Source organism: Pseudomonas sp. R2-60-08W, from assembly GCF_003852335.1.
Taxonomy (GTDB): domain Bacteria; phylum Pseudomonadota; class Gammaproteobacteria; order Pseudomonadales; family Pseudomonadaceae; genus Aquipseudomonas.
Map to the genome: position 1 here is coordinate 2,938,672 of NZ_CP027731.1, position 12,874 is coordinate 2,951,545.

Sequence of the window (12,874 nt, forward strand, 5' to 3'; positions counted from 1 at the left end):
AATGGCCGATTTGCTGAGTAAAGAAGCCTACCGCGAACTGGCCGGCAAGCTTGAGTTTCGCACTCAGGCGTTCATTGACGGCCAGTTTCGCAGCGCGAAATCAGGCCGTACGTTCACCACCACCAACCCGGCCACCGGTGACGTACTGGCCGAGATTTCGGCCTGTGATGCCGAGGACGTAGACGTGGCGGTGGCGGCTGCCAAGGCAGCGTTTGAAGATGCACGCTGGCAGGGTCTTTCACCTGCTGTACGTAAAAGCGTGCTGCTGCGTTTTGCCCAGTTGTTGGAAGACAACTCGCACGAACTGGCGGTACTTGAAAGCCTGGACAGCGGCAAACCCATCCGCGAGTGCCAGAACGTTGATGTACCAGAGACAATCCACACGCTGCGTTGGCACGCCGAACTGATCGACAAAATCTACGACGCTACCGCGCCGGTGGGTTCGGGCGCTGTGACTATGGTGGTACGCGAGCCCATCGGCGTAGTGGGCCTGGTGCTGCCGTGGAATTTTCCGCTGCTGATGCTCGCCTGGAAAATCGGTCCGTCGTTGGCCGCAGGTTGCTCGATCGTGGTCAAGCCAGCAAAGGAAACCTCGCTGAGCGCGCTGCGTGTCGCTGAGCTGGCGTATCAGGCTGGTGTTCCCGCCGGTGTGTTCAATGTGGTGCCTGGTGGCGGCAAGGAGGCAGGTGAACCGTTGGGCCGGCATGGTGACGTGGCCATGGTCAGCTTTACCGGCTCGACCGATACGGGCCGGATTTTCCTAAAGTACTCCAGTGAATCCAACCTCAAGCGCATCGTGCTGGAATGTGGCGGCAAAAACCCAGCGGTGGTGATGAATGATGCCGAGGATATTGACCAAGTCGCGCAGCATGTGGTGAACGGTGCCTTTTGGAACATGGGCGAAAACTGCTCGGCGTCTTCGCGCCTGCTCGTTCATACCGATATCAAGGAAGCGTTGCTTGAGCGTATTCAGGTGCACCTCAAAGACTGGAAAATGGGCGACCCACTTGACCCGGACAACCGCTTGGGTTCAATGGTCAGCAAAGCGCATTTTGAGAAAGTGCGGTCCTACATCGAGCATGCCAAGGACGAAAAGCTGACTGTTCTGGCGGGCGGCAATACTGTTGACAATATCTTCGTAGAGCCGACCATCCTGGACGGAGTAGGGCGTAGCAGTCGCCTGTTCCAAGAGGAAATTTTCGGCCCTGTGCTAAGTGTCACCACCTTCAATACCCTTGATGAAGCCATCAAGCTGGCCAACGATACGGCCTATGGTTTGGCAGCGTCGGCGTATACCGGCAACCTGCGTAATGCGCTGAAGCTCTCACGCGGCATCCGCGCCGGCATTGTGACCGTCAACTGTTTTGGAGAGGGGGATGCGTCTACACCCTTCGGTGGTTACAAGGAGTCGGGGTTCGGTGGGCGGGACAAATCAATCTGGGCGCACGACCAATACACCGAGATAAAAACCATCTGGATCGACGCCTCCTGAGTGCTGCAGAGGGCGTGACGGCCTTATCGCCCCAGTCGCGGGACTGGGGCAATTCCGAGGCTGTAAAGGGGTGGGGCGAGCTGGGAAGCAACCGACGGAGTTGTCGTGAATAGCGAGCAAGGTCTCTACGAACGGCTGAAGCAACAGATCCTGACATTGCAACTGTCGCCCGATCAGTTGCTCGCTGAAGTGCCACTCAGCGCTCAGCATGGCGTTTCTCTTACGTCTATCAGGGATATCCATCGCCGCCGGTCAGTTGCCTGCCCAACGACACCTAAAGACTCTCAGGGTCGCCAAAAAACATCTGAATCCGCGACCGCAACCACCGCTCCCCCGGATCATTATCCTGCGACCCACGCCACGCCATGTGCAGCTCAAACGAACGCACCGGCAGCGGCGGGTCTTCGGCTCGCAAACCACCCGCTGAGGTCAGCGCCTCTGCCGCGTAATCCGGTACGGTGGCGAGGATATCGGTGCCCGCCAGTAACGTGCCCAGCCCATTGAACTGGGGCACAGCCAGCACGACGTGGCGTTTGCGATCGAGCTTTTCCAGCTCTTCGTCGATAAACCCGCTCAGGTCACCGGCAAACGATACCAAGGCATGCGGGCGGGCGCAGAAGTCGTCCAGGCTCAGTGGGCCGGGTACGCTGTCGGCGCGCAGCAGTTTCGGCAGGCTGCGGCGCAGGACCTTGCGCTTGGCGTTGGCCGGCAGGTCGGCGGTGTAGCTGACGCCGATGGAGATTTCGCCGGAGGCCAGCAAGCCAGGCATCAGGATGTAGTTGACGCGACGCACCACCAGCACGATGCCGGGGGCTTCGGCGCGCAGGCGTTTGAGCAATTGCGGCAGCAGGGCGAATTCCACGTCATCGGACAGGCCGATACGGAATACCGCAGTGCTGGTAGCTGGGTCGAATTCGGCGGCGCGGCTGACGGCGGTGGAAATCGAGTCCAGGGCCGGGGAGAGCAGGGCGAAGATTTCCACGGCGCGGGCTGTTGGCTCCATGCTGCGCCCGGTGCGTACGAACAGCGGGTCGTCAAACAGCCCGCGCAGGCGTGACAAGGCCGCGCTGATGGCCGGCTGGCCGAGAAACAGTTTCTCGGCGGCGCGGGTCACGCTGCGCTCGTGCATCAAGGTTTCGAATACGATCAAGAGGTTAAGGTCGACACGACGCAGGTCGTTACGGTTCATCTTGTGTCCTGGAAGAGTCAGCGAACTTGACGAGAGCGGCCATATCCAGAACCTCCAAGGTTCCGTTCAGAAGCATGACCGGCATGAATCTTACGGGGAAAGGCTGGTACTCTGCACAAGATAATTGAGTTTTCCTACGATAGCTGAGGTCTATGCCTCACATGCGGAATCAATGACAGACATGTCGACTATTAATGGCGACCGGTGGTCTTACCGGGAAAGCCCAGATAGAGTTCATGGCATTAGAGGTTACTTTGACGAGGTTTGCGATGTCCCGCACGATTCGTTTTCACAAGTTTGGTCCGGCCGAGGTGCTCAAATGCGAAGAGCATGCAACCGCGCAGCCCGCACCGGGCGAAGTGCAGGTGCGTGTCGACGCGATTGGTATCAGTTGGTACGACGTTTTGTGGCGTCAGAACCTGGCGTCGTCCCATGCACGCCTGCCGTCTGGCCTTGGCCATGAAATGGCCGGCGTGGTTGTCGCCCTGGGCGACGGCGTGGACGACTTGGCGGTGGGCGACAAGGTCGCCAGTTTTCCTGCCGAAAGCCCTAACGATTACCCGGTGTATGGCGAGCAGATCGTTCTGCCCCGTTCGGCCCTGACCCGTTACCCGGATGTCTTGAGCCCCATTGAAGCGAGCGTGCACTACACGCCGCTGCTGATTGCCTACTTTGCCTACATGGACCTGGCGCGGGTCAAGCCTGGGCAATTTGCGTTGGTGACCGATGCCAGCCACTGCGCCGGGCCTTCGTTCGTGCAGTTGGGCAAAGCCTTGGGGGTACGGGTGATTGCCGCGACCAAAGACAGCGCGGAGCGTGAATACCTGCTGTCGTTGGGGGCGGAAAAGGTCATCGTCACCGAAGAGCAGGACCTGCTCATGCAAATCAACAAAATCACGGGTGACCGTGGCGTCGATGTGGTGTTCGACGGCCTGGGCGGGCCGCAGATGTCGCTGCTCGGTGACGTGCTGGCGCCGCGTGGCAGCCTGGTGTTGTATGGCCTGCAAGGCGGTAACCAGACACCTTTTCCGGCCTGCGCCGCGTTCCAGAAGAATATTCAGTTTTTCGTGCATTGCATCGGCAACTTCACTGGCAAGCCGGAGTTGGGCATCATTCAGGACCAGGTTGCGTTGCAGCGCGCTTTGCGGGATATCAACCAACTGACTGCCGACCGGGTACTGGTGCCGTTGAAAACCACGGTGTTTCCGTTCAGTCAATTCGTCGAAGCCCACCGCTATATGGACGAATGCCCGTGCCGCGAACGAGTTGCGTTGCAGGTTGAAGCTGTTTGAGCTGTAGGAGTATTCGCAAATGAATACTCCAGCGTCTGCGCGGATGCAGCAGATGCGCCATTTATCAGGGCTTAACCCACGATCGGGTTGAGCCACTCCGAGGGCGTTGCGCCCTGCAAACAATACCTTTGGCCCTTATGCCGCCCTGAAATCCAGCGCGGCGCTGTCGTGTGGGCGTCACTGAAGTTCGCGCCGCAGATCATCTGAACTGCTTTCCTGCGCGGTTCTGTATCTATTAATCATTAGTTGAGTGCCGATAATTGCGGCTTAACCATCATCTCAAGGATTGAGCAATGATCAGCTGCCCGACATTACTGTCTTGCATCAGCAAACTAACGAGGCGTTACCTTGCCCGTCGAAAAAAACGTTCGAAACATCCCTTCTTCTTGCAAGAAGCCAGATTAAGTGGGTGATTTATTATTTGTCGGAGGTTTCGCTAATTAATTAGTTAACGCGCTGTAGGATAGTGTCGGAACATTCCTAGGAGTTGCCACTTGAGCACACGCGACTGCGGGTTAGCGCGTCTGTCTGTGGGATGGGGGGGCCCGCGACTCAGGTGTCCGCTCCGGTAATTTTGTTGCAGGGTGCTAATGTTTAATCATTCTTATGCCCTGCCGCGCAAGACAGACCTACAGATGTAATGGGTCAGGCAACGACGTCACAGAGTTGCTTGAAACTGATATTTCAACTCAGGTAGTAGAACAATGAGCGCAATTCACGAACAAGCCATGAACTATGTTTATCAGCAAGTTCTGCAACGTTTGATGGGGCACTTCACGCGCGCCGAACGGACTGCACTTCAATTGTTGATCCAGCGAATCGTGGTGGCGGCAGGCGGCATGGAACATGTGGGTAACTATAAAGTATTGATCGCCCACGGCGGCGGCGAAGTCAGCAGTTATACCCTGGCGCTGCTGCGCGCGGCACAGTTGAGCATCGCCGGCCGTACGCCAAAGACCTTTCACCTGCGCGTGGCGACGCTGCGGCATGCAGGGATGACCCAGGCCACACTGGGCAGGCTGAATGAGGGCTATAGCGCGCTGTTTTTTCACGATGACCCTCGGGTGGAGGTGCTGATGGTGGAAAATCAGGAGGTGCAGCCTTTCAATCATCAGCGGCCCGCTTCCAGCGCCGGCCGTGAGGTCAACCAACGCGACCGGCTAATGATCGGGCACCTGACGTCCGGGGATGTGCGTGCCACGCTGTGCACTGACACTTACCTGGCCCTGGGGGATTTCTACCAGCGTGTGAGCGCGTGGAACGGCGGCGTGCATGCTCTGGTCAGCGGCGATTCTGCGCGCAAGCAAAGCCAATACCTGGCCTGGCTGAAGCGTTCGGCCCTGGCTGCGGGTGTCGCTGTCCCGCCGCGCCAGTCCGCGTCGCTCAATATTCTGTTCGCGCGCATGGAAGAGTGGAGTACCGGTTGCTACCGCGACCTCTACGGCGAGCAATACGTGGAGGCCCAGAGCCCGGGGCATGGCGGGCACCGCCATCTGGCTTATATCGGGGTTGCCGACCTGCTCGACGAGGTTGACGTTGCCTCGTCACCGCTGCTCACCGAGTTCCTGGCCCACAAACCGGACCCGTTCGACTTTCACTTCAGTCATCCTGACTATCCCAACCCGTTGCTCATGGCGCATCTGCACGGGTTGCAGGCCCAATGCCTGCGTGAGCTGTCCTACGGCGAAGGCGTCGAGGCTTTTGTGCGGCAGGCGAGAGACGCGATGAGCCATCGACACATTCCAGACACCTTGATCGACGCATTGGGCGGCCACGATGGGCGCGTATTGTCGACGACCTATGCCCAGGAGTTCTTCGGCCTGGACGAGGGCCAGTTGACTTGCCTGTTGTTCTCGCCCTTCATCCATCATGGCGAGCGCCTTGAGGGTTACCTGCGCCAATGCCACCCCGGCATGCTGGTGGGGCTTCCCGAGTTGCACAAGGCGCTGCAGGGCAAACCCGCCGCAGATATGCTGCAGCAGTGGCTGATTGATACCAGCGGCCTGCCATTGCCTCTGTTACAAAACCTGTACCGCAAGCGTCCTCAGCAGGCGGGTCGTTGCACCCAGGCGCGCAAACGGCGTGGGGCCCAGGCGCAGATTGCGCAAGTGTCGGGGCGTTAGCCGCGTGCCTGTGCGTGCGAACTCGGGCGGGCGCTCATGAGACTGCGCGGGGAGCGGCAAGCGGATTTTGCCTACCAGGCGGTGTACCGCTACATGATCAACCTGATCAACGACGTCAGCCTGGAAAAACCGGTAAAGCTGCCGTCCCTGCGGCAGTTGTCGACCCGCTTGAAGGTGTCGATCTCGACGATCCAGTACGCCTACTCGATATTGGAAAAGGAAGGGCGGATCTACTCGGTGGCCAAGTCCGGCTACTTTGCCTGGCCGGTGGCCGCTAACGCGCCAATGGCCACGAGTGGGGACTTGCTTGAGCGCCTTTACGCGGCAGCGCGGCGGCCTGGCATGGTGGTACTCAGTGGCGACGAACCGGCGCTGCTGGGCTCACTCGATGGTGCGTTGCTTTCACTGGAGCGCCAACTGATCCGCCGCTATCCGCACCACCTGCAAACCCACTCGCAACCCTCCGGCGTCTGGGAGCTGCGCGCGGCGCTGGCGGCACGTTATACCTCATCGCCCACGCGCTGCTGGCAGGCGGATGAGGTGTATATCGGCGCCGACGTGCGTGGCGTCCTGGAGATCCTGATTGACGCCCTGGGCCTCAAGGGCACCGTGGTGGTGGCCGAATCACCCTGCGATTATCTGGTCTTGCGCCTGTTGCAGGGGGCCGGCGTGCGGGTAATCGAATTGCCCTGGCTCGCCGACGGCCGCTTCGATCTGAGTACCTTTGAACACCTGCTCAGCCACGAGCCGGTGCACCTGGTGGTGCTGTCATCGGTGGTGAGCATGCCGTCGGGCAGCGTGCTGTCGGTTCAGGAGCGCATGCAGGTGGCGCAATTGCTGGACCGATTCGGCTGCTGGCTGCTGGAGAATGACACCTTTGGCGAACTGAGCTTCGCACCGTCCTCCGTGTCCCTGCGGCACCTGGTCGACCCTGAACGGCTGATAGTGTTCTCTTCGTTCGAGAAGATCCTTGGCCCGGAAGCACCGTTTGGTTTTGTACTGTCGCGCCAGCTGAGCCGCGAGCTGCAGCGTCAGTTTTTATTGCGTGCATTCCGGTTGTCGTCGATTCGTCAGCGCGCCATTGCCCGCTTGTACGAAAGCGGACGGTATGACCAGCATGTGCAGACGTTACGCCAGCGCCTGCGTGAGCAGGCACAGGCTATGGGCCTGCGCCTGGATGCACGTCTGGAGGGGTGGGTGAGCTATCGGATGCCCGTCGCCGGCGCAAGTTTCTGGCTGCAGTCGACGGCGGCTGTGGACATGCGCCATGTGTTCCAGCGCATGGTCACGCAGCAGGTGGTGATCGCTCCCGGTGAGCTGTTCAGTCTCAGCGGTTTGCATCACCAGCATATGCGCCTGGGGCATGCGTTCAGCGGGCATCCGAACCTGGACATCGCCTTGGATACATTGGCCGAGGCACTGCAGCAGGCGCAGATTTGACGCGTATGAAATTTCTATATTAGTTGTGGGATCGATACCGTCGCGCCGTAGTCCAAGTCACCGTAAACTGTCATTTTTCCGAATCCTTATTTTTCTCGAGGTTTATGCATGACTATCAGTCCTTTTGCGGGCAAGCCGGCGCCAGCCCAGTTGCTGGTGGACATCCCGCGACTGGTCACGGCCTATTACACCGGCCAGCCTGATGCAGCGATCTCCACCCAGCGCGTGGCCTTTGGTACCTCCGGGCACCGTGGCAGCTCGTTCGAACTGAGCTTCAACGAATGGCATGTGCTCGCGATCAGCCAGGCCATCTGCCTGTACCGCCAGGCCCAGGGCATCGACGGCCCGTTGTTTGTCGGCCTGGACACCCACGCGCTGTCGACGCCAGCCGGCGCCAGTGCGCTGGAAGTGCTCGCCGCCAACGGCGTACACGTGATGCTCGCCGAGGGCGACGAATACACACCAACGCCGGCAATTTCCCACGCGATCATCTGCTACAACCGTGGCCGCACCAGCGGGCTGGCGGACGGTATCGTCATCACGCCGTCCCACAACCCGCCGCAAAGTGGCGGCTACAAGTACAACCCGCCTAACGGTGGCCCGGCCGACACCCACGTCACCAAGTGGATCGAAGCCAAGGCCAACGAGCTGCTGGCCAACAAGCTCGCCGGAGTCAAGCGCATCACCCACGCCCAGGCGCTGAAGGCCGATACCACGCACCGGCATGATTACCTCAACAGCTACGTGGCCGACCTGGTCAATGTGATCGACATGGACGCCATCCGCAGCGCCGGCCTGCGCCTGGGCGTAGACCCGCTGGGCGGAGCAGGGGTGCGCTACTGGTCGGCGATTGCCGAGCACTATCGGCTGAACCTGGAGGTGGTCAACACCGAAGTCGACGCTACCTTCCGCTTCATGAGCGTCGACTGGGACGGCCAGATCCGTATGGACCCGTCTTCCAGCTACGCCATGCAAGGTCTGATCGGCCTGAAGGAGCGCTTTGATGTGGCGTTTGCCTGCGACCCGGACCACGACCGTCACGGCATCGTGACCCCGTCCGGCGGGCTGTTGGCGCCGAATAACTACCTGGCGGTGTCCATCGACTACCTGTTCCAGAACCGTCCTGACTGGCGCGCCGATGCGGCGGTGGGCAAAACCGTGGTCAGCAGTGGCCTGATCGATCGCGTCGCCGCGCGCATCGGTCGTCGTTTGTACGAAGTGCCGGTGGGCTTCAAATGGTTTGCTGACGGTTTGTTTGATGGTTCGCTGGGGTTTGGTGGCGAAGAAAGCGCCGGGGCTTCATTCCTGCGCAAGGACGGTACGGTCTGGAGCACCGACAAGGACGGCCTGATCCCGGCTTTGCTTGCGGCCGAAATGACCTCGCGCAAAGGCCAGGACCCGAGTCAGATCTATCGCGGCCTGACTGACGCCCTCGGCGAACCCTTTGCCATCCGCGTTGATGCCAAGGCCACGCCAGCGCAAAAAGCCCTGCTGGGCAAACTGTCGCCGGAGCAGGTGACGTCCACGCAATTGGCCGGCGAAAGCATCCAGAAGATCCTCAGCCATGCGCCGGGTAACAACCAGGCGATCGGCGGCTTGAAAGTGATGACCGAAAACGGCTGGTTCGCCGCGCGTCCATCGGGCACCGAGGACATCTACAAGATCTATGCCGAGAGCTTTATCGGCGAAGATCACCTCAAGCAGCTGGTGGAAGAGGCTCAAGTACTGGTAGACGGAGCAATCTCCCAGTAATCACGCAACACCCATGTGGGAGGGGGCTTGCCCCCGATAGCGATGTGTCAGTCGATATATTCGATGCTGATCCGCCGCCATCGGGAGCAAGCCCCCTCCCACATTAGAGGCTAACAAGGCTTGAGATCAGGCGAGATCAACCAACACAATCTCGCTGTCTTCAATCGCCGTCACCCGCAACACCTGCTCATCGGCAACCGCCACGCCGTCTCGAGCCTGCGCACGCAAGCCGTTGACTTCAATCGTCCCCGTTGCCGGCACCAGGTACGCCCGGCGGCCGCTGTCCAGCCGGTACTCGGCACTTTCCCCAGCCTTCAGATTGGCCGCCACCAGGCGTGCATCGGCACGAATGCGCAGGCTTTGCGTGTCTCCGGCCTTGCCGCTGGCCAGGGTCACGAAGCCTTCGCGCGCACCCTGTGGAAACGGCCTGGCGCCCCAGGAAGGCGGCAAGCCGGCCTCATTCGGGATGATCCAGATCTGGAAGATCTTGGTCGGCGTGGCTTCCAGGTTGTATTCGCTGTGGGCGATCCCGGTGCCAGCGCTCATCACCTGTACGTCGCCAGCCTCGGTACGGCCCTTGTTGCCCAGGTTATCGGCATGACTGATCGCGCCTTCGCGCACGTAGGTGATGATTTCCATGTCGCGATGCGCGTGCTGCGGGAAGCCGCTGCCCGGCGCAATGATGTCGTCGTTCCACACCCGCAGGTTGCCCCAGTGCATACGCTCGGGGTCATGGTATTCGGCAAATGAAAAGTGATGATGGGCGTCGAGCCAGCCATGGTGGGCGCCGCCCAGGGTGTTGAAGGGTCGAAGTTCAAGCATGATCGTCTCCTGTGGATAGCCCTATGGTCCGTCAGTGCATGATCGATAAAAAGCGTAAAAAATGCCTGATTCCTATCTGTTTATTTGATGTTTATCTCAGGTATCAACTTTCACTTCATCGCCTAACCGCATGAGATCAAAGCATTTGGCTGGAACTGAGCGGCAATTCCGGCGACCATGGCGCACTGTAAAAACCTAGCTCATCGCAGGAGTCCGCGTGCCGCACCCACAGCCTGATCTGCCCCCTGAACTGCGCCCCCTGGCTGAAATGCCGCTACTGAAACGGCTTGCCGCGCGCCTGTTCGGCCATGGCCTCACGCGTTTGCGCGCGCAGCACCGGTTTTCGTGGTTGCATGGTCAAGCCGACGGTTTTCGAAGCGGGCATGAAGCCGGGGTGGAATACGGTTATCGCGAAGGCAAGGCGGACGGTTTGGAGGAGGGCCGGCAAGTCCTGCTGATCCGCGATTTCCGGTCCGATGAACACCGTGCGCCAGGTATTGATGACAGCCTGTTCGACGACTGGCGCTTGCCGCTCACCGCTGACATCAAAAAACGCATCAAGGCCGACGTTGCACGTTTGCTGCCGGCACACGCCCAGCCCAGTGCGGCGCAGTGGAAGATGATCTTCAGCGACACGCCGTCCAGTTCGGTGATTGCCGGGGCCGGCGCGGGTAAGTCGACCTCTCTGGTGCTGCGCATCCTGTTGCTCACCCATTACCTGGGCTTCGAGTTGAGCTCGATGACCGTGGTGACGTTTACTCGCGAATCGCGCAAAGACTTCATCCAAAAGCTCATGCACATTCTCAGCTTATGGGGCCAACCCCTTGACCATAAAGAAGCCCAGGCGGTGGTGCGCACCTTTCACTCACGCATCCTGCCGATGGTGCGCAGCCTGCCGGGCTTTGAGCGACTGCAAGCCTTCGAGAACCTCAGTGCCGGGTTCGAGGATGCCGACAGCAACCCGTTCGACCTGCGCATCAACGACGCCCAGCGCCAGCAGATGAACGCGTGTTACCACCGCTTGCACGGCCGTCATGCGCGTTTTCGCGAGTTGATCGCACCGCTGGCACGCCATGGGCTGCAGCTCAAGGAACTGGAGCGTGATCATCCCGATGTGCAGAAGCGCGTGGCGGTCACGGAATTGGCGGCCAAGCGTGACGAAGAACTCTGTGACGTCATCGAGGACCTGTGGTTTCGTGCAGGCGCCTGGCCCATCAAGGGCATCGAACCGAGCCGGCAAACGTTTGAGATCAATGGCGCGCAGTTTCATTGCCATGGCTATATCCCTGAACTGGACGCCTGGGTAGTGCTGGGCTTCGATTCGCGGGAAAACCCTCAGATCAGCCGGCCAAATGCCAAGCTGTCCGTGCGCGCAGAGTGGGCGGTAAAGCGCACGCTGTTTCAAGCTTTCTGTCGTAAGCCATTGATATGGTTGGATAGCTACGATTCTTCACGAAGAGTGTTAAGTTGCCTGGCGGGCGATGCCACGGCCGGGCCCGGGTTTGATTACAAGGTCAAGGGCGAGCTTGCCTCGGCGCCGCTCCTGGACAGCTTCGTCATGGCCGCCGGCTTTATCGAGAACCTCGGGTTGGATGTGCCCACCGCCGTGGGCCGGATGAGCTTCGCCAAAGACGATCCGGACCGCTTGTTCTTCGAGGCTCTGGGTATTTTCTGGAAGGCCCTGGAAGACCACTTGCTTGAGCAATCGCCGCCAATCATGACCTATAACCGCATGTTTTCGTTGTTTGGCGAAAACACCCCGGAGAACCTCAAGCTGCTCAGCGACGCGCTGCTGCGGCCGATGTCGCATCTGATGATCGACGAGTTCCAGGACGTGTCGCCGCAGATTGTCTCGTGGATCCGCGCCAGCCTGCGTGAAATCCGCAACCGTGGCCCGGCCATGCACGTTGGTCGCGGGGCGCAGCGTTCATCGTTGCTGTGCGTAGGGGATGACTGGCAGTCCATCTATGGCTGGCGCGGTAGCTCGCCCAAGTACTTCATGGAATTCAACAAGGAGTTCACCTCGCCGAGCACCACCCGCGTCATGCTGAGTGAGAATTACCGTAGCCACCAACACATCATCGACGCTGCCGAGCACATCGTGCGCAGTGCCCCGGCCATTCCCGGCAAGAAGGCGAAGGCCGCTGGCGAGCCCAGGCCCTTGGTGCCCGTGGTGGTGCTGGAGCGCGACGACGCGGCGTTGGCGCGGCAGTTGATCGAGCACTATCAGCGGGGCGATACAGTATTAATGTTGTATCGAAAAAGCAGCGATAACCTGTTGATACAAGAGCATATTCAGGCGGTAGTTAATCTGGATTCCAGCTTGCCGTCCCAGGCGCGCAGGCTGAAACAGCTGACCTACCACAGCGCCAAGGGCCTGCAGGCGGATGCGGTGTTTCTACTCGGGGACTGCCAGCACCTGACCAGCTCGCCTTACAAGAACCAGGTCTACCGTATGGCGGGCCTGGGCAAGGATGGCGACAGTGAGGCGTACGACAACGCTCAAAAAGACGAAGTGCTGCGCCTGGCCTACGTCGGCATCACTCGCGCGGTCAGCCACTGTTATTGGTATGTGGAAAAGCCCGAAGGCCAGGCGGTGAATGTGCCAAGGGCATCGGAGCGAGTAGACGGCAAGAAAGTATTTTTCGACGATCAGCGCGGTTAATGTGTGAGGGGGCTTGCCCCCGATGGCGGTGTGCCAGTCGACCTTTCAGTGACTGACCCAACGCTATCGGGGGCAAGCCCCCTCCCACAATTGGATTTC

Annotated in this window: 8 protein-coding genes; 6 read left to right on the top strand and 2 right to left on the bottom strand. The window is 60.0% G+C overall.

Features of this window, described 5'->3' with window-relative positions:
- The first annotated feature begins 1 nt into the window (after position 1).
- Positions 2 to 1,492 carry an aldehyde dehydrogenase gene (locus C4J90_RS13305; protein WP_003181840.1) on the top strand — a complete coding sequence of 497 codons (1,491 nt, stop codon included), beginning with the start codon at positions 2 to 4 and terminating at the stop codon, positions 1,490 to 1,492.
- A gap of 274 nt (positions 1,493 to 1,766) precedes the next feature.
- On the opposite strand, the gene C4J90_RS13315 is transcribed toward C4J90_RS13305, so the two are convergent.
- Positions 1,767 to 2,681 (bottom strand): LysR family transcriptional regulator, encoded by a 915-nt coding sequence (locus tag C4J90_RS13315; RefSeq protein ID WP_124362827.1) that lies wholly within the window; start codon positions 2,679 to 2,681, stop codon positions 1,767 to 1,769.
- Positions 2,682 to 2,950: 269 nt separating this feature from the next.
- On the opposite strand from C4J90_RS13315, the gene C4J90_RS13320 reads away from it, so the two are divergent.
- The 4 genes from C4J90_RS13320 (at position 2,951) to pgm (ending at position 9,288) form a co-directional block, all read left to right on the top strand.
- On the top strand, positions 2,951 to 3,973 hold the full coding sequence (locus C4J90_RS13320) for a zinc-dependent alcohol dehydrogenase family protein (protein WP_124362828.1): 1,023 nt from the start codon (positions 2,951 to 2,953) through the stop codon (positions 3,971 to 3,973).
- 704 nt (positions 3,974 to 4,677) lie between these two features.
- Complete coding sequence (locus C4J90_RS13325) at positions 4,678 to 6,096, top strand: hypothetical protein (RefSeq protein WP_177413401.1); 1,419 nt, start codon at positions 4,678 to 4,680, stop codon at positions 6,094 to 6,096.
- A gap of 36 nt (positions 6,097 to 6,132) precedes the next feature.
- Positions 6,133 to 7,536 carry a PLP-dependent aminotransferase family protein gene (locus C4J90_RS13330; RefSeq protein ID WP_124420003.1) on the top strand — a complete coding sequence of 468 codons (1,404 nt, stop codon included), beginning with the start codon at positions 6,133 to 6,135 and terminating at the stop codon, positions 7,534 to 7,536.
- 108 nt (positions 7,537 to 7,644) lie between these two features.
- Complete coding sequence (gene pgm / locus C4J90_RS13335) at positions 7,645 to 9,288, top strand: phosphoglucomutase (alpha-D-glucose-1,6-bisphosphate-dependent) (RefSeq protein WP_124420004.1); 1,644 nt, start codon at positions 7,645 to 7,647, stop codon at positions 9,286 to 9,288.
- 126 nt (positions 9,289 to 9,414) lie between these two features.
- Here pgm and C4J90_RS13340 read toward each other — a convergent pair whose 3' ends face one another.
- Positions 9,415 to 10,110, bottom strand: a complete 696-nt coding sequence (locus C4J90_RS13340; RefSeq protein WP_124362832.1) for a pirin family protein — start codon at positions 10,108 to 10,110, stop codon at positions 9,415 to 9,417.
- A gap of 217 nt (positions 10,111 to 10,327) precedes the next feature.
- Here C4J90_RS13340 and C4J90_RS13345 point away from each other — a divergent pair, with 217 nt between their 5' ends.
- Positions 10,328 to 12,775 (top strand): UvrD-helicase domain-containing protein, encoded by a 2,448-nt coding sequence (locus C4J90_RS13345; RefSeq protein ID WP_124420005.1) that lies wholly within the window; start codon positions 10,328 to 10,330, stop codon positions 12,773 to 12,775.
- The last annotated feature ends 99 nt before the right edge of the window (positions 12,776 to 12,874 follow it).

Excerpts from the sequence above, each read along its gene's own strand:
- C4J90_RS13320 (WP_124362828.1), top strand. The coding sequence starts at position 2,951 with ATGTCCCGCACGATTCGTTTTCACAAGTTTGGTCCGGCCGAGGTGCTC.
- C4J90_RS13330 (WP_124420003.1), top strand. The coding sequence starts at position 6,133 with ATGAGACTGCGCGGGGAGCGGCAAGCGGATTTTGCCTACCAGGCGGTG.
- C4J90_RS13305 (WP_003181840.1), top strand. The coding sequence starts at position 2 with ATGGCCGATTTGCTGAGTAAAGAAGCCTACCGCGAACTGGCCGGCAAG.
- C4J90_RS13340 (WP_124362832.1), bottom strand. The coding sequence starts at position 10,110 with ATGCTTGAACTTCGACCCTTCAACACCCTGGGCGGCGCCCACCATGGC.
- C4J90_RS13315 (WP_124362827.1), bottom strand. The coding sequence starts at position 2,681 with ATGAACCGTAACGACCTGCGTCGTGTCGACCTTAACCTCTTGATCGTA.
- C4J90_RS13325 (WP_177413401.1), top strand. The coding sequence starts at position 4,678 with ATGAGCGCAATTCACGAACAAGCCATGAACTATGTTTATCAGCAAGTT.
- pgm (WP_124420004.1), top strand. The coding sequence starts at position 7,645 with ATGACTATCAGTCCTTTTGCGGGCAAGCCGGCGCCAGCCCAGTTGCTG.